This is a genomic window from Aliicoccus persicus (assembly GCF_900110815.1).
GTDB classification, from domain to species: Bacteria; Bacillota; Bacilli; order Staphylococcales; family Salinicoccaceae; genus Aliicoccus; species Aliicoccus persicus.
Genome location: NZ_FOIT01000004.1, coordinates 97809 through 115455, shown reverse-complemented (window position 1 = coordinate 115455; position 17647 = coordinate 97809). Strand labels below are relative to the sequence as shown.

General features: G+C 39.7%; 15 protein-coding genes. 3 read left to right on the top strand and 12 right to left on the bottom strand.

The annotated features are described in order from the left end of the window. Nucleotides 1-59: 59 nt before the first annotated feature. Nucleotides 60-1406, top strand: a complete 1347-nt coding sequence (locus BMW30_RS07335; RefSeq protein WP_245705656.1) for an MFS transporter — start codon at nt 60-62, stop codon at nt 1404-1406. Nucleotides 1407-1481: 75 nt separating this feature from the next. Here BMW30_RS07335 and BMW30_RS07330 read toward each other — a convergent pair whose 3' ends face one another. From BMW30_RS07330 to BMW30_RS07275, 12 genes are all read right to left on the bottom strand, one after another. Continuing rightward, nucleotides 1482-2291: a ZIP family metal transporter gene (locus tag BMW30_RS07330; protein WP_091475339.1), complete on the bottom strand. Its 810-nt coding sequence runs from the start codon at nt 2289-2291 to the stop codon at nt 1482-1484. A 9-nt stretch (nt 2292-2300) separates the two neighbouring features. Continuing rightward, nucleotides 2301-3407: a M24 family metallopeptidase gene (locus BMW30_RS07325; protein WP_245705655.1), complete on the bottom strand. Its 1107-nt coding sequence runs from the start codon at nt 3405-3407 to the stop codon at nt 2301-2303. Between the two features lie 144 nt (nt 3408-3551). Then, nucleotides 3552-5567 (bottom strand): S9 family peptidase, encoded by a 2016-nt coding sequence (locus BMW30_RS07320; RefSeq protein ID WP_245705654.1) that lies wholly within the window; start codon nt 5565-5567, stop codon nt 3552-3554. 72 nt (nt 5568-5639) lie between these two features. Further along, nucleotides 5640-6278 carry a pentapeptide repeat-containing protein gene (locus BMW30_RS07315; RefSeq protein WP_091475337.1) on the bottom strand — a complete coding sequence of 213 codons (639 nt, stop codon included), beginning with the start codon at nt 6276-6278 and terminating at the stop codon, nt 5640-5642. A 27-nt stretch (nt 6279-6305) separates the two neighbouring features. After that, nucleotides 6306-7256 carry a FecCD family ABC transporter permease gene (locus tag BMW30_RS07310; RefSeq protein WP_091475335.1) on the bottom strand — a complete coding sequence of 317 codons (951 nt, stop codon included), beginning with the start codon at nt 7254-7256 and terminating at the stop codon, nt 6306-6308. Next, nucleotides 7249-8091, bottom strand: a complete 843-nt coding sequence (locus tag BMW30_RS07305; RefSeq protein WP_091475333.1) for a helical backbone metal receptor — start codon at nt 8089-8091, stop codon at nt 7249-7251. Before BMW30_RS07305 ends, BMW30_RS07310 begins: the two co-directional genes overlap by 8 nt. Nucleotides 8092-8094: 3 nt before the next feature. Continuing rightward, the gene (gene argS, locus BMW30_RS07300) at nt 8095-9741 is read right to left on the bottom strand and encodes an arginine--tRNA ligase (RefSeq protein WP_091475331.1); all 1647 of its coding nucleotides are present in this window, start codon (nt 9739-9741) and stop codon (nt 8095-8097) included. Nucleotide 9742: 1 nt separating this feature from the next. Further along, entirely contained in the window at nt 9743-10132 is a 390-nt protein-coding gene (locus tag BMW30_RS07295; RefSeq protein WP_091475330.1) for a YwiB family protein, read from the bottom strand. Nucleotides 10133-10197: 65 nt separating this feature from the next. Continuing rightward, a complete protein-coding gene (locus BMW30_RS07290) occupies nt 10198-10701 on the bottom strand; it encodes a YwhD family protein (protein ID WP_091475328.1) in 504 nt (167 codons plus the stop codon). 5 nt (nt 10702-10706) lie between these two features. Further along, nucleotides 10707-12002, bottom strand: a complete 1296-nt coding sequence (locus BMW30_RS07285) for an HD domain-containing protein (RefSeq protein WP_091475327.1) — start codon at nt 12000-12002, stop codon at nt 10707-10709. Between the two features lie 42 nt (nt 12003-12044). After that, complete coding sequence (locus BMW30_RS07280) at nt 12045-12674, bottom strand: hypothetical protein (protein WP_091475324.1); 630 nt, start codon at nt 12672-12674, stop codon at nt 12045-12047. Next, nucleotides 12667-13536 carry an ATP-binding cassette domain-containing protein gene (locus tag BMW30_RS07275; protein WP_091475322.1) on the bottom strand — a complete coding sequence of 290 codons (870 nt, stop codon included), beginning with the start codon at nt 13534-13536 and terminating at the stop codon, nt 12667-12669. Before BMW30_RS07275 ends, BMW30_RS07280 begins: the two co-directional genes overlap by 8 nt. A 148-nt stretch (nt 13537-13684) precedes the next feature. Between BMW30_RS07275 and BMW30_RS07270 the strand changes: the two genes are divergently transcribed. Continuing rightward, nucleotides 13685-14257, top strand: coding sequence for a TetR/AcrR family transcriptional regulator (locus BMW30_RS07270; protein WP_091475320.1), 573 nt, complete (start codon nt 13685-13687; stop codon nt 14255-14257). Between the two features lie 19 nt (nt 14258-14276). Further along, entirely contained in the window at nt 14277-17444 is a 3168-nt protein-coding gene (locus tag BMW30_RS07265; protein WP_091475318.1) for an efflux RND transporter permease subunit, read from the top strand. Nucleotides 17445-17647: the final 203 nt, after the last annotated feature.

Genomic DNA, 17647 nt, shown 5'->3' with positions numbered 1-17647 from the left:
ATTTACAAATAATATGTATAATGACCTTGAATCACATAATTAATAGCGAGGTGTGCGCTTTGAGAAAACAACAACAGTTGGGTACACGTACCCCGATAGAACTGTACTTGTCATTACCGATAATCGCGTGGGCATTGTTCGACTTTGCCAATACAATCTTCAGTGCGAATATCGTTACATTATTTTTCCCACAATACATAACAGAGTTTGCCGGCGGTGATGCAAGACTAGAACAAATTGCCTCGACAATCGTAGCTTATGCCAATGCTGCAGCAGCAGCGTTGCTCATTTTGTTCAGCCCACTATACGGTGTGTCGATGGACCGCACTGGAAGGAGAAAACCATTCGTTGTCATGTTCACGATTTTAGCTGTCAGTGCAACGATTTTAATGGGTGTGTTCGCTGAGCGTGGCCTCGGAGAGATGTTTGGTGTGCCAACTGGACTTTTACTCACTGTGTTGATGTTTGTTATCGCGAGATTCTTTTATAGTTCGGGTAACGTATTTTACGACGGAATGCTATCGAGTTTAGGTAAGGATAAAGAGATCCCACTCATTTCAGGTTACGGCGTTGCACTCGGTTACCTCGGTACTTTGTTCGGTGTGTTTACAGTATTATGGCTAACTGGTGATGGAGACTTCAGTGGGAAGTTCATCTATTCAGGTCTATTCTTCTTACTGTTCGCTTTACCGCTGTTTTTCATTAACAAAGATACGAAGCGACCCAACCGAGAGTTAACAGCTGCAAAAAGAAAGTCGTTCTTTGCAGGGTATGTCGATATTTATCATACGTTTAGAGAAGCTAGAAACTATCCAGGTATATTTTTCTTTATGATTGCTTACTTCTTTGTGAACGATGCGTTGATGACTGCGATTGCGATGATGCAACCGTATGCGACTACAGTCGTCGGATTTTCATCAGATCAATTTATTATCATCTTTTTAGTTGCGACGGTATTTAGTGTCATCGGTGCTATCGTGTTTGGGTATATCAATAAAAACATCGGTTCAAAGCGAACGTTCTTTTATATCAGCCTGTTGCTCGGTTTCGCTGTGTTAGTTGCGGCATTGCCATTGCCGATGTGGACGTTCTGGATCGCAGCAGTATTATTTGGAATAGCCATGGGCTCAACATGGGTTGTGTCTCGAACTTTGATTATCGAGTTATCACCGCAAGGAAAAGAAGGACAATTCTTTGGACTGTTTGCATTTAGTGCAAAAGTATCAGCCATTGTTGGACCGTTTATATACGGTACAATCACATTGGTTTTAGCAGATTTAGGGCCACTTGCTTCACGCATAGCAATTACGAGTTTACTCCTGATGATTATTGTGGGTATTTTCTTCTTGATGCGTGTCCCTGACGGTGCACCAGGAACGAAACGTGCAAATTCTAGAGTGTTGTAGTTAACTCATTAAAACAAATATAAAAGCACCCTTGTAGCTGAAGTTCATACTTCAACTATAAGGGTGCTTTTAAAATTATCCGAGTGAAACATCCAAAATCATCATTAACGTAAATCCTACCATTAAGGAAATTGCCGCAATATCTGCGTACCCATATCGTTGTGTTGATGGAATGACTTCTTCGACAACAACAAAAATCATTGCACCTGCTGCCACTGCTAATGCGTATGGTAAAATCGGGGTCATAAAGGCAATTAATAATACCCCAACTACTGCAAAGATTGGCTCAACAATTGCACTCATCCAACCATAAAAGAAACTTTTTCTCCTGCTCATCCCTTCACCGCGAAGTGGCAGCGAAACCGCTGCACCCTCCGGGATGTTTTGGAATCCAATCCCGAGTGATAGTGTTATGGCCCCAATAATTAACGCAGGATCTTGTGACGCAGCAGCTGCTCCAAACGCAACACCAATCGCTAGTCCTTCTGGTATATTATGAAAAGTCATTGCAAATACGAGCAACGTGGAACGTCGCCTTTCTTCTGCCCGCAAACCTTCCAACTGATTCGAGTTCCTATGAATATGTGGAATTAATTTATCGAATAAGTAAATGAGCAATCCTCCGAGTAAGAACCCGACCGCAACAGGAAACCACGGACCTATCGGATGGTCTTCACTCATACCTATCGCTGGTTCGAGTAAACTCCAAAAGCTGGCTGCAATCATAATACCACCAGCAAACCCTAGCATGATATTTAAAAATTTTTCATTCACTTCTTTAGTGAAGAATACAAATGAAGCACCGACACCAGTCATCGTCCACGTGAACAATGTCGCAATCAACGCTTGCATCCATAAATCTAATTCTAAAAAGAAATCTAACATATAGATCTTTCATCCCTTTCTTAAGACGGCATCTTCAATAGACTTTGGATAGCTTGTTAATGACACTGTTTCATCATCAACAAACAACATATCTTCAATACGGACACCACCGTATCCTTCTATATAAATACCGGGTTCAATCGTGACGACATTACCACTGATCAACGTATCGTGATTGTTTTTATCCATCGAAGGTGCTTCGTGAATATCAAGTCCAAGACCATGTCCAATGCGGTGTGTGAAGTATTCACCATACCCTTTTGACTCAATTTCATGGCGTCCTGAATTATCAATGCTTGAAATAACCGCATCTTTTTTTGTCGCTTTTACTCCTGCGATATTCGCCGCGAGAACGGCTTCATAAATTTCACGCTGTTTATCTGTCGGCTCACCAACAATAAACGTTCGTGTAATATCTGACACGTAATTATCTTTCGTAACGACACCAAAGTCGATGAGTAAAAAATCACCGGATTGTATTTTCGTATCACCTGGCACACCGTGTGGAAGTGCTGAGTTTGCACCTGTCAATACGATTGGGCCAAATGAAGGTCCGACGCCACCGTATGCTTTCATACGGTCGACTAAATATGACGCTACTTCTGCTTCAGTCATACCAATCACTTCACGTGATGTTAAATCCGCCAGTGCTTTTTCAGTAATTTCTACTGCATCTAAAAGCAATTGTTTTTCTTCTTTCGTCTTGATGCCGCGAGCGTTTGAAATTTCAGTATCGATTGCAACAATGTTTTCATCTTCAAATTTCTCTCGTAATCTCTTGTATCGATTAAACGATAAAACGTCACCTTCAACACCAATTGATTGACCATCTGTAAAATCATAGATGGATTGGAATGCATCTTCACCGTCACTGAATGGTAACTTTTTAGTAAGATTCGTCGCACCAGTCACCATACCTTCATCAAGCGCTGGGTAAACAAGTGCTGTTTCATTTGTATTCGTATTAATGAGTAATGCAAGCATGCGCTCGTGCGGACGAATTAGAACTCCCGTGAAATAATAGACGTTCAATGGTTCGGTAATCATTATAAAATCTACATCAACTGTTTGTGTAAATTGCTGTACTTTATCTTTATAAATTGACACTTCTGTCACGCAACCTTCCTATTTTTGTTTGGATTTAATATATCATATATTGAGGGTCTTCATTCAATAAGACTACTCCCTATTCGAATAATAATTATCATGGAATAAAAAAACTCCGACAATTTTTTCGTTCGTCGGAGTTCACAATATATTTTATTGACTTAAAAGATTATCAAACCATTCCGTTAAGTACTCTAGTCGTTTAATGCGCAAGTTAGGTTTTCCAGTACGAGATAAGTTGTGATCTGCTTCTGGGAAGCGCACGAATCTCGTTTTTACACCTTCGTACTTCAATGCGATGAAGAGCTGTTCTGCTTGTTCCATCGGGCATCTGAAATCACGTTCACTATGCAATATTAGCAAAGGAGTTTTCATCTGATTTACGTATTTGATAGGTGAATGATGCCACATTTTTTCGATATCTGAAAACTCAGCTTTAATTTGCCAATCTGTAAAATAGTAACCGATGTCAGAAACACCGCGAAAGCTTGTCCAGTTCGAAATGCTACGCTGAGTTACCGCAGCTTTGAATCGATCCGTATGTCCAACGATCCAGTTGGTCATAAATCCACCATAAGAACCACCTGTTACGCCTAGATTATCTTCATCTACCCAATCATGATTACTGACTGCATGATCGACACCAGCCATAATGTCCTCATAGTCACCACCGCCATAGTCTCCACGCACTGCATCAACAAATGCTTGAGAATAACTGTGTGATCCGCGTGGATTGACATAGAGCACACCATAACCACTTGCTGCCAATACTTGCATCTCGTGGAAGAATGTATTCCCGTATAATGCATGTGGTCCACCATGAATGTTCGTAATGAGTGGATATTTTTTGCCTGTTTCGAACTCAGCAGGTTTCATAATCCAGCCATGAACTTCTGTACCATCTTTACTATTAAACACTATCGATTCCGGTTCAACAAGCGTGCGATTTTCTACAAATTCTTCATTAAACGTCGTCAACGTTTCAAGCACATTCGTCTTAAAATCCAATCGATATATTTCACCGGGTTTTGTCGGTGTAGAAATTGCTAAAAATGCATAATCCTTATTCGCTGACAAACCATAAATTTCATGTGTATCTTCGAGTATTGCTTCGCAATGACCGTCAACCGTACCACGGTATAAATTTACGTTGCCGTAGTCTGCAACGACAAATAGGAATGTAGTGTCATCTATCCATACGACGCCTTCCATCTCTGCTGATTGATGCATGTCTGTCGCTACCATACCGCCTACTGGTCGATCTAAGTCATCTGTAATTCCAATCTTCTTATCATTTTTTAGATCGTACACAAATAGTTTTGGATGCGTGGCGTTTTCAAACTCACGGCTCATTTCAGCAAAAACGATGTAGTTTTCATTTGGTGAAATTTTTACGTTCGAAATATACCCTTCTGACGTCGGAATCTCTTTTAAGTTATCGCCTTCTTTTATGAATAACGAAGCACTAAAGTTAAAGTCAGGATTATCATTTTCATCGCTAGTGAATATGACGAATGAATGACCTGCTGCCTTGACGTTATAGTTAATCATATCTGCTGATAAATAACTTTCTACATCAAGCGTATCCAAATCAATGGCTTTCACTTCAGCGTATTTTTCTTTTAGAACACCCACACTATCGAACTTATACTTCATACGATCGATTACAACTGGCTCAGGTAAATCTTTCTTTTTATCTTTTTGCTGTCCTTTAGATTCTACCTTTTCTTCAACAATCGCATCTTTTTGCTCTTCGTTTTCCTCATCTTTCTCTGCATGAATTTTGTTAACTTCTAATGACACATTGTAATACAAACGTGAACTATCATTTGAGACTTCAAATCCAGTAATACTATCTTTTTCATGCGTGATTTGTTCGCGTTCTCCGCCGCTCATACGCATGCGAAATACTTGCTGTTTTTTATCGGCAAGTGCTAAAAAGAATACATACTTACCATCTTTTGAAAACTTTACTGATGATATACGTTCGTTGCCATATGTGAGTTGATGATTCGATTCACCATCATTCATATATAAATGTGTTTCATAATCATTATCTTGTTCACGAATTTTCGTAACATAGTATGCAACGCTATTTGAATTTGGTATCGCAGTGGGACTCGCCACTGACTTAATATTAATAATATCTTCGATCTTAATACGTGTCATGATCAAACTCCTCTTTTATATAGTTATGTATATTTTATCATAAATATTATTTACTATATACGAAATAATCATTTACTCATCCTTTACAACAAGTCCCATTAATTTAGCCATTTGTACTGCCTGTAAACTAGATACGATACATCCCTCTAAATCTTCCTTCTTTATGCTCATTGATTCAAAGTATGAGGCGCTGATATCTACACCGGATAGTGATGTATCGATAAACCCCACTTCATTTAAATCACATGTTTCAAAGGCAATATTTTTAAATTTGACGTTGAAGAAATCTGTCGTGACAACTCTAGTTTCCTCAAAAATTACATTTTCAAGTCTCGATTCATTTATGGCTGAGAAATTGAACAACGACTCTTGAAATCTTACGTGTTTCATAATTGTTTCATCAAAAGTTACACCGGTCATTCTACAGTTTATGAATTCGACACGATGTACCGACGCTGCTTTGAAAGTCGTATTGGAAAAATCACAGTTGATAAAACACGTATCCGTCAAGTCTGCACGATCAAATTCACTACCTGATAAATCACTATCTTTAATAATAGAGCCGTATGTCATAAGTCTTTCTAACTCATTGGAATCAAAACAAGCATCAATAATTTCCACAGCATCAAACATCTGGTCTACATTTTCTAAGACAGACGTGTAAGTCACATTTTCTTGATAAGCTAAAATTTTCGGCGGTTTTATATTCATATTCGTTCTCCTTCATTTAAATCATACTTACTTCATACGAAATAATCGTTTTCGCATGAGAAAAAATAATATCGGGACAGAAGCAAGCATGACCATTACACCTGTTGGAATTTGAATCGGTGCGATAACTGTCCGTCCAATCGTGTCTATGATGATCATAAAAAGACAGCCGTATAGTACCGAGAATACCATCACATCTTTAAAACGCATCGGTTTTACGTACAAAATGAGCTGTGGGATAATAATTCCGACAATTGCAATCATCCCTGTGTAGCTAATTGCGACTAGTGGTGGAATGCTCGCAATAATAATTAATAATGGACGTAATTTTTCTGGTTTCACGCCTAAACTATGTGCTCGTTCATCTCCAAGATTTAAAAAATCTATTGATTTATGCATGCTTAAGATGATGAACAGTGCAGCTATCGTCAATAATCCCAGCCACAATACGAGCGAATGATTCGCATTTGCAAATGATCCAAACATATACTGTGCAATCTGTTGTGTTTTACCTGGATTCATCAAGATGATGATGTACAACACCCCACTCCACAGTGCGCCGAGTAATATCCCATTGATGATTAGCGTTTCATTCGCAAAGTTTTTATCGATTGTAAAAGCGAGCGCTAAGACGATGACTAAAGATAAAAGCCCAAACAGCACGCTGACGACAGGTTGAAAGAAAATAGGCAACCCTAAAGAGACAGTGAGTGCACTGCCTAGGATTGCCGCATTTGCCATGCCGAGTGTGAAACTGTCGGCCATCGGATTTCTTAAAACGACTTGCAGGACCCAGCCGCTCATGACGAGTGATGTACCGACAACAATCGCCATCAACACGCGTGGTAAACGTATATCAAACATAATTGTATGTCGCTCAGCAGTATCTAATGTAAATATATTTGCACTGCCAATAATCAGACTCAGTGCACCAACGATGACGATAGCAATAATGAGCGTTACGACTTTCTTATTCATCGATACATGAACGCACTGCTTCTATACCTTCCACAACGCGAACCCCCGGTCTTGCGAGTAAATCTGGATCAACTGTACACTGCTGACTTGCTTCATTAATGTCAAGATTCGAGAGATTTAAATCAAGAACCGCATCTTCGAATTCCATATCATCCATGCCAGTAATATTGATCGCATACCTAGGATTTTTAACAAGAATGTCTTCTTTACTGACAGATGGATAACCTTCTATATCATTAAAGCTATTCTCTAAACCGAGTACTTCCAGCGCTGAACTGATAAACGTCTCATCACCTACCGTGTAAATTTCTGGTTGAAGTGAAACAAATACCATGACTTCTGCATCTCGTTCACTTTCAAATGTTAACGTATCGACACGCGCCAAAAATTCTTCTGCCAATTCTTCCGCATCATCCTCTACTTCAAGAAATTCACCAATTTCCAATATAGATTTTGCAATGCCGTCGATATCTTCACTATCTTCAACGACTAAAATTTCAACATCAATCGTGTCCGACACTTGTTCCAATATATCTTCAGACATCGACATGTTGATTTCATGCGCTAAAATATGTGTCGGTTCGAGTGTGATTAATTCTTCAACATCTAAGTTCATCGAATCGAATCTAACGATAGCCATCTCTTCCAGTTCTTCTGGATACGAATCTACTGTCGTCACGCCAACCACGTAATCTAGCAACTCGAGTTCATACAACACCTCGGTGTTTGATGGCATGAGTGACACGATGCGCATGTCCTCATTTTCATCCGCATGGGCCGTCGCACTTAAAGTAAAACAGCCCACAAGCATAAAACTGAAAAGTTTTCTCAGCATCCATTACATCCTTTCTGGTGCATTGACACCGACCAGGTTGAGTGCGTTGTTCAAAGTGATTCTTACTGCTGAAATGAGTTGTAAATACGCCAGTTTGACATCTTCATCTGCTGTCATTATTTTCACTGCATTATAGAATTTGTGGAACAAACTTGCGACATCTTGAATGTAATTAGTTAAGCGTTGTGGTGCGCGTTTGTTTGCTGCACCTGTAATAGTATTCGGAAATTCCGCAACGGCTTTTAACAAGTTCAGTGCCGCTTCCGCTTCAATCACATCTAAGTTAACATCTTGATTAAAGTCAACGTTCTCCTCTTCAGCTTTTCTTAAAATTGAACAGATGCGTGCATGCGCATATTGTGCATAATACACAGGGTTGTCGCTCGTTTCAGATTGAGCGAGCGTTAAGTCGAAATCAAAGTGTGTGTCTGAACTACGCATCGCTAAGAAATAGCGTGCAGCATCTACACCGACTTCTTCCATTAGGTCGCGCATCGTCACAGATTTACCAGAACGCTTACTCATGCGCACTTCTTCACCGTCTTTAATCAAACGAACGATTTGCATAATTTGAATTTCTAACATTTCTGGGTTAAATCCAAGCGCTGCAACCGACGCTTTTAATCGGTTCACATAACCATGGTGGTCCGCACCGAACAGGTTAATGAGCTGATCATAACCACGATTTAACTTATCAAAGTGATATGCGATGTCTGGCATTAAATACGTATATGATCCGTCACTCTTCTTTAATACGCGGTCTTTATCGTCACCAAATTCTGTTGTTCTTAACCAAAGTGCACCATCTTCTTCGTATGTATGGCCACGTTCAGTGAGTAATTCTAACGCTACTTCTACTTTGTTTTCTTCATATAGTCGAGTCTCACGTGTCCAATTGTCAAAGCGCACATTGAAGTCTTCTAAGTCTTTCTTAAGCTTGTCCATTTCAAACGTCACACCGATATCACGAAGTGTTCGAATACGTTCGTCTTCATCCATATTTTTTAACTCCGGATGGGTTTCTACGAGTTCTGTTGCTAGCGTAATGACATCTTTACCGTGATAACCGTCTTCTGGAATATCGCGTTCTTCACCGAGTGCTTGGAAATATCGTGCTTCAATCGAACGTGCTAAATTTTCGATTTGTTTCCCTGCATCATTGACATAATATTCACGTGTCACATTATGACCTGCTGCGTCTAAAATGTTTGCTAGTGTATCACCAAAACTTGCATGACGCCCATGTGCCATCGTGAGATCTCCTGTCGGGTTCGCACTGACAAACTCTAACAGAATTTTCTGTGGCACGTCATGCGTCGTGCGTCCATAATTTTCCCCTTTTTCGAGCACCTTCGTAATGATAGAAGTGAGAGAACCCGTCTTCATTTTAAAGTTGATAAAACCCGGTCCAGCGATATCGACACTGTCTATATCACCTTTCTCTAAATCAAGATTCTCAATGACACGCGTTGCAATATCGTGTGGATTTGAACGCGCGATTTTAGTTAAAACCATCGCTATGTTCGTAGAGAAATCTCCATTGCTCGTATCCTTCGGAATTTCCACTTTGATATCTGGTACTTCTTCTGTAATTCCTGCTTTAATAATTGCTTCTTTAATGACAACCCTTAATTGATCTTTAAGATCCATACTAACCACTCTTTTCTATTATGTATAAGTAATGACCGATGTTCTCATCGTTTTCATATAGTTCATATTCAATCTCCACGCGATCAGCTTCAACCTTCAATTGTTTCGTGAATAATTTAAAATGATGGCGTCCTGCCGGTGATTCGTAAAAAGTATCCGTGTACACGCCAGGTATAAAATGAAAATTCATCTGAATAATACCGCGACGCGATAATCGAACATCACCATCTCCGATGCGCATCACAACGTCTAGCTCGTGTTCATCTAGATTCTCTTTATATCTTAAGTAAACATCTTTTTTTTCGATGACTTCTACCATGATATCTGCCGAAAACCTTTTTACCGGTCCTTGTCCACGCACGGTTTGTGATAATCGGTACTGTGTTTCCATATGCTCTCCCACCTAAAATAATAGCTAAATTATACCATAAGAAAAGACGACACTTGGTCGTCTATTTAAACTTCTTCTGCATCTTCCAGTGCTTCTTGTAATGCTTTAGAATTCTTCCACATCTCTTCGTTGTGGTTCATTAAAAACTTCTTCAAGTAGCCTTTCGATTTCGTATCCATGTTTGAAACATCAACGATGCCCTTCATAGATTTATCGAGTGCATTGACGTGTTCATGCATGAGCTTGTATCCACGTTTTTTCTCTTTATTAATCATCTGATAACACGATGTAACACCTTGGTAGACAGGACCGATTTTCGTGCGTTCTACCATAACCCACACTAAAAAGAACTCGCGGGCACCCTCGCCTTCTGGAATACTTTTATCGGTCACCCATTTCACGCGGGTCTCAACATCCGCACGTGCATGAAGTCCACCTAAGTCGATAAATGTCTCGCCTGTATTAATATCTATATATAGCGGTGCAACGTTCTCTAAACTAATTGAGCCTGCGTTTACACCTTTATGTCCATCGAGTGGATCGTTTTTTATAATGTTAAATTTAACCATTTATATTACCCCAATTCATTTAATAAGTTGATGATATCACCTTTAATTTCCAAATCTTTAATATCATTAATTTTATCCTTCGGGAAATACAACTTCGAATCGTTGCGGTGAAGCCCTGTAATGCTATGAATAATTGTCGACTGCGAACTGATCTCGTGAATCTGGCCATTGGGTTTCAACAGATGAATCGGCCTTCGCTTGTTGCGCGCTTCAGGTCTGTCATAATCGTACGGCAAATCACTATATGAATCACTGAATAGATAGTACTCAGAATTGATGCCTGCCGCTTCGAATAGTTCCGTAAGCTCACCGAAGGTCAGCATGGAACCATCAAATGGGATGTGTTTAAACAGATCACGGTTGACGAAGCGATGTGATAGATCGCTCAGTATTTCATCTGACTCCTGAATCCACTCTTGTAGATAGAAGTTCATCACCGTCTCATCAAGCCTTACATAGTCTTCCACTTCGATATGATTCTCAAAAAATGGGATTAAATATTTTGGTGCTTGCTTGAACACATACCCTTGTTCGTACAAATTTTTCGCACGTTTAAGTGCACGGTTTAAGAGCACTTCTCCACCGCGTGATACGGGGTGGAAGTAGACTTGCCAATACATTTGATAGCGACTCATCAAGTAATCTTCAACCGCATGCATGCCGCTCTCTTTAATGATGACTTCGTCCTTACCCGGTCGCATGACGCGTAAGATACGTTCCATATCAAACGTACCATAACTCACACCTGTGTAGTAGGAATCACGCTGTAAATAGTCCATGCGATCTGCATCAATTTGCGATGAGATCATGCTGACAACAAGTTTGTTCGGGTGTGACTTATCAATCACTTGTCCAACTTGCAGTGGAAAATCAGTGCTCACGCGTTTTAACACACGGTTTACTTCTGTATTTCCATATATAATTTTACGTGTAAAATCCTCATGATCAATATCAAAAATTTTCTCAAAGCTATGTGAAAATGGACCGTGACCCAAGTCATGTAACAGTGCTGCACATAATACGAGCAATCGGTCACTCTCATCCCATTCCTCATACTCTCTAAAGTTTTCAATCATCCTTCTGACAATTTCGTAAACGCCAAGAGAATGATTAAATCTTGAATGTTCCGCAGAATGGAATGCCAAATACAGCGTTCCCAATTGTTTGATACGACGTAAGCGCTGAAATTCCGGTGTTTTTATCAGGTCCCATATCACTTGGTCTCGCACATGGATATACCTGTGCACAGGGTCTTTAAATACTTTTTCTTCGACGAGCTGTCTATCCTTATATGCAGTCATGTGAGTACCTCCACTCATTTCTATACTATCATATTGACTCGTTTATTTAATGATGTAACGGCTAAGCGTCACATAGAGTAAACCGAGTGTCACGACAATTAAAATAATCGGTGCTATCAATACTAATATATTTGTTGAAAGTGATATCAATGGTTGCAGCGTTAAAGCAATCCCAATCAAAGTGAGTACAAAATACAACGTGTTGGTTTTTATCGTGATTGTCAACACAACACCGGCCACATAGAGACCGAAGATGTATAGAATCCCTGCCAGTATTGCAATGATTGTCTCCGTTGTTAACGATGAATTTAAGGCATTTAGAATCGGTAATAGGTTGATGAAAACACCGATGAATAAAATAAGCGTTACTGTGTTCAGAACAAATAGCAACGCGACATAGATGTATGTCTTGAAAATATCCATGCGCAGTAACCCCAGTTGATATAGTCGCTTCATACTTCCTAACTTTTTCGGCAATAAGATACCAAATATGAGTGCAAACAGCGCTGTGATTCTCAGCGTCGTTTCGACGTATGGCGCAACTGCTTCACCATCATTAAAAATACCATATAACAACATGACTAGAGAAATCACGCCTACCATGAGCAACATAAGAATCATTTGATTTTGTATCAGTTCGACACTAGCCTGTCTTTCTCTAGATTTACTCATGTGTCGCACCCCCAACCATATATTCGTATAGCTCATGAATTTTAAGTGGAGAATAGTACGCACGATTACGTTCGATGTATGCTTTGTCACGCTCAGTCATGCCACCGAGCATGATGACAGATTTTACTTCACCCAAATGTTCTTCGTGGATGATTTTCTTATCTTGAGAAATCTGCAGTATGTTATTGATTGTCCCAGTCACTCGAAATCCTCTATTTTGTATCATCTCCACCGGTTCATCAACGATGACTTCACCTTCTTTAAAAATAATTAGGTGGTCAAGCAGATGTTCGATTTCACTTGACTCAGATGAGGAGATGACAATAATTCTAGAGTCATTTCGATACGCATCCACATGTTTATAAAATATCTCTCTCGTTGCGGATTTCATTCTGTGATGAATACCTTCAAGCAACACGATGGGTTTACCTGATGCGAGTGCAACAATCGCATCGATGATCGGTGTCTCATCATACTTAAGAGAATTGAGCATTCTGGACACTTTAATACCATAATCACTGAGCAGTGCATTGGCATAGTCAATATCAAAATGTTCGTTATATGACTTTAACAACTCAAAATGTGAGCGTATTTCTCTCGCTTCAAATGAGAAATCTTGATTGCTTTGATAATGAATTTTATCTCGAGCGTCACGATTCTCGAACACTGTCTCGCCATCGATTAAGATTTTACCATCTGGTTTTTGATAACCGTCTATCAAGCCAAATAAACGACTAAAACTGCGGTCGTCTTTTCCAAGCAAACCATAGATTGATCCACTCTCTAAACTTAAATTTATATCGATGAGTAGATGTTCATTTTTTTCTTTAAAACTTACCTTTTTCACTTCTACTTTATGCATTCAAAAATACTCCTTATTCCACATTCCTCATCTATTATAACGCACATTACATTTGCCGATAAAAAGAAAGTGTATATTTTTTGAACTGATTAAACCGATGTGATAGCATAATGAATGAATATTTTTTCAATTCATTCAGAAGGGAATAATGACGGAGATTACAGATAAGCGCGCTGTGCTTGATGACGCTGCATATCGTGTTTTTTTTGATGTTGGGTTTAAAGCAGCCAGCATTAGTAAAATCACTGAAGTAGCAGGCATGGCAACGGGCAGCTTTTACAATTATTATCAATCAAAAGAAGAAGTATTTACGAAAATTTTCATTGCAGAGAACAAGCGTATTTACGATGAAATGCTTGAGACAGTGAACTTTGATGATGATGTGATTGATATATTCGACGAGGCAATTGAGCGTATCTATAGCACTTTTAAGGAAAATAAAATTGTTGCAGAAGCGCTAAATCCAGAAACAATTAAATTTTTAGAAGGTGCCTTAAAAGAACAAAATGTCGAAATTATATTTAATGACTACATTCAGAAGTTTACGGACAAAAAGTTAAGAGAATCTGGTTATTCAGAAGAGCAGATGGAAGAACTTTATAAAGTTTCGGATTTACTTCGATTTTTCCAAGGGCACTTGCTACTATCCGACAACCCAGAGTACCTCCACAGCTACAGAACGCTTATGCGTTACTACGTAAAAGGCGTATTTAATTCATAATACATAAGGAGATTTCAAATTGAATATTACACAGTTTTCTATTAGACGACCGATTTTCACCATTGTCGTCATGGCCATGCTCGTTATTTTAAGTGTCGTTTCATTGACGCGACTACCTGTGCAGTTAATGCCAGATATTGATCCCCCGATTGCGGTCGTTGCAACAAGTTATCCTGGTGCATCACCAGATGAAATCGTACAGACCGTTACAGAACCATTGGAAGAAGACTTAAGTTCTGTCACAGGTTTAAACAATTTACAATCACAAACACAAGAAGGTACTTCACTGATCATACTAGAGTTTAACTTCGATATGACGATCAGTGATATTGAACTCGAGGTTCGAGATGTTCTAGAAACGGCTGAATTGCCAGAAGGTGCGAATGATCCTGCCTTCATCGAGTTCGACATCACGATGTTCCCATCGTTACAGATGGCAATGAACTCAGAACTGAGTGACAATTTACAAATTGAAAATGACCTGACTGAAATTACACGTCAGTTAGAGCGTACTGAAGGTGTTGCTTCACTTACAATCTCTGGTCTTGAAACACGTGAAGTTTTAGTTGAGCTTGATACAGCAGAATTACAAAACTACGGATTATCACAACAAGATATATCAGATATAATTTCATCTAAAAACTTATCCGTACCTGCTGGAACGATTGTCGATGAAGAGGAAGGTTATACAATCACGACTAGGACGACAGCAAATATTGAATCGATAGAAGAACTTCGTGAAATCGTCCTGCTTGAAATGCCAGATGAAGAAGGCGAAGTAACGTCAGTGACGCTAGATGATGTTGCTGAAGTTACATTTAACAGTGAAGAAGACGAAATCATTACTCAATTAAATCAAGTGGATGCATTGCAACTCGACATGATGCTAGAAGATGGTGCGAATGCAGCACTCGTCAACAGTGAGTTCCGTTCAGAGTTAGATGAATTGCTCGAAGATGAGCGATACGATCACTTTGACTATGCTGTTGTATATGATGAAGGTCAGTACATCACAGATTCGATCGACAGTGTTTATGTGGCACTGATTAGCGGGGCTGGACTCGCGATGCTTGTACTGTTCATATTCCTAAGAACTGTACGTGCACCACTCATTATTGGGTTTGCAATTCCATTCTCAATATTGACGACCTTTGCCCTATTCTATTTCGTTGATTTCTCAATCAATATGATGACGCTTGGTGGATTAGCACTCGGTATTGGTATGCTCATCGATAACTCCGTCATTGTTATCGAGAATATTTACAGGCACATGTCCATGGGTAAACCACGCATGCAAGCAGCAAAAGATGGGACAAAAGAAATTACATCTGCAGTAATCGCAGCAACGTTGACAACTGCATCTGTATTCCTACCTGTTGTATTCGTTACAGGTATCATCAGTCAATTGTTTGTACCACTTGCACTCGCAATCGTCTTTAGTTTATTCTCGTCACTCTTTGTTGCATTGACGATCGTACCGATGCTCGCAAGCCGTTTCTTGAAAGTTCCTAAAGGTATGAGCGAAGCTGCACGAAAAGAGTCGACGCAAATGTCAGCGCTGCGTAAAATGACGCGCTTCACATTACGTCATAGATTCCTTGTATTAGTCTTTGCGGTGCTCGTATTTGTTGCGGGAATTTGGGGCGTATCTAACCAAGGGATGGAATTTATGCCTGAAAGTGATGAAGGGGTCTTTATCGTCACTGTAGAAAAAGAACAAGGTGTCTTACTGAATGAAACATTTGAAACAGTTCAAGGTATTGAAGAAATCATTAAAGAAAATGAAAATGTGGACAGTTATTTAAGTACGATTGGCGGTAACCCGATGATGGGCTTCGGTACAGAAGCGAATGTTGGTCAAATCATGGTCACGCTCGTTCCATTTGATGATCGTGATGCATCCACATTCGATGTCATCGATGCACTTGAAGAAGACATCATTGAGTCTGACACAAGTGCAGATATTGCAGTATCTCCAATGATGGAAGCAGGTCTTGGAGAACCGAATACACTCGCGTTTACATTAACTGATGATAACCGTGAGCGTTTGGATGAAACAGAAGCGGAACTTATTGACCTCATTTTAGAAGAAGATGAAACGTTCAATGCTGTTGAAAGTTCAGCAGATGGTGAAAACAGTGAATTACAAATCATCATCGACGAAGAGGATGCGATGGAAGAAGGATTCGTTCCGGCTCAAGTTGCAATGCAACTCTTCAATGCGTCAAACGGTATTGCGGCAACGACGATGGAACATGACGGTGAATTTTTAACGATCAACGTCAAGTATCCAGAATCGATATTAGATAGTGAAGAAAATTTCGGAAACATTTTAATTCCGAATAACGAAGGCGAATATATCGCACTTGCTAACATTGCCTCATTTGAAGAAGTTGAGACAGAGCCTATGATTTTACGTGATTCGCTCAGTGAAGCCCGCTCGATTACAGTTTGGTATGACAGCGATATGGTCTTAAATGATGCGTACACTGAATTAAACAATATACTCGAGGACTATGAATTCCACGATGATACGACATATAATGTCGGTGGAAACGTCGAATTATTACTCGACGCATTACCGCAGATTGCATTGTTACTCATTCTCGGTGTGATATTTACGTACTTAGTCATGGCAGCACAATTTGAATCATTACGTGCACCAATTGCAATACTGATGACAATACCACTTGCTTTCATTGGGGTTGCACTTTCGCTCATCATCACTCAAAATGCACTCAGCGTTATCGCGATGGTCGGTGCAGTATTGTTAATCGGTATTATTGTGAACAACGCGATCTTACTCGTGGACTTTATCCTACAGCAAAAAGCGAAAGGTATGGACACATATGAAGCGATCGAAGTCAGCGTTCAAAACCGTTTCCGCCCAATTTTGATTACGGCGATTACGACAATTATGGGTATGTTACCAATTGCGCTTGGTCTCGGTGAAGGACAAGAGATGGTCGCTCCGATGGGTATCGTTGTTATCGGTGGACTTGCGACAAGTACATTGTTAACGCTGTTCATTATTCCAATTGTTTACAGTTATCTCGATAAAGAAACGAGAGATATTAATAAGAAATATATGACAACAGATGGCCAGCTCATTTCAAAACGCGAATTCTTAAGATTGAAGAAAGAACAAGAAAATAACGGTTCTGAATACGGCTATCCGAATGAATAGATCGATTAAGTAGATAAAAAACTGCCAGCACACCTGTTTGAATGAGGTGAACTGGCAGTTTTTGTGTTGATGAAGGTTATTCTGGACTATGAGATGAGCTCATAGGTGTACAGATGGATTTGACGGACTATCAGGTGAGCTCACGGGCTTGCAAACGGATTTGACGGACTATGAGATGAGCTCACGGGCTTGCAAACGGATTT

What these genes read in the sequence shown, in the direction of transcription:
- BMW30_RS07270 (WP_091475320.1), top strand. Translation starts at nt 13,685, where the DNA reads ATGACGGAGATTACAGATAAGCGCGCTGTGCTTGATGACGCTGCATAT.
- BMW30_RS07305 (WP_091475333.1), bottom strand. Translation starts at nt 8,091, where the DNA reads ATGCTGAGAAAACTTTTCAGTTTTATGCTTGTGGGCTGTTTTACTTTA.
- BMW30_RS07320 (WP_245705654.1), bottom strand. Translation starts at nt 5,567, where the DNA reads ATGACACGTATTAAGATCGAAGATATTATTAATATTAAGTCAGTGGCG.
- BMW30_RS07295 (WP_091475330.1), bottom strand. Translation starts at nt 10,132, where the DNA reads ATGGAAACACAGTACCGATTATCACAAACCGTGCGTGGACAAGGACCG.
- BMW30_RS07275 (WP_091475322.1), bottom strand. Translation starts at nt 13,536, where the DNA reads ATGCATAAAGTAGAAGTGAAAAAGGTAAGTTTTAAAGAAAAAAATGAA.
- BMW30_RS07330 (WP_091475339.1), bottom strand. Translation starts at nt 2,291, where the DNA reads ATGTTAGATTTCTTTTTAGAATTAGATTTATGGATGCAAGCGTTGATT.
- argS (WP_091475331.1), bottom strand. Translation starts at nt 9,741, where the DNA reads ATGGATCTTAAAGATCAATTAAGGGTTGTCATTAAAGAAGCAATTATT.
- BMW30_RS07280 (WP_091475324.1), bottom strand. Translation starts at nt 12,674, where the DNA reads ATGAGTAAATCTAGAGAAAGACAGGCTAGTGTCGAACTGATACAAAAT.
- BMW30_RS07310 (WP_091475335.1), bottom strand. Translation starts at nt 7,256, where the DNA reads ATGAATAAGAAAGTCGTAACGCTCATTATTGCTATCGTCATCGTTGGT.
- BMW30_RS07290 (WP_091475328.1), bottom strand. Translation starts at nt 10,701, where the DNA reads ATGGTTAAATTTAACATTATAAAAAACGATCCACTCGATGGACATAAA.
- BMW30_RS07285 (WP_091475327.1), bottom strand. Translation starts at nt 12,002, where the DNA reads ATGACTGCATATAAGGATAGACAGCTCGTCGAAGAAAAAGTATTTAAA.
- BMW30_RS07315 (WP_091475337.1), bottom strand. Translation starts at nt 6,278, where the DNA reads ATGAATATAAAACCGCCGAAAATTTTAGCTTATCAAGAAAATGTGACT.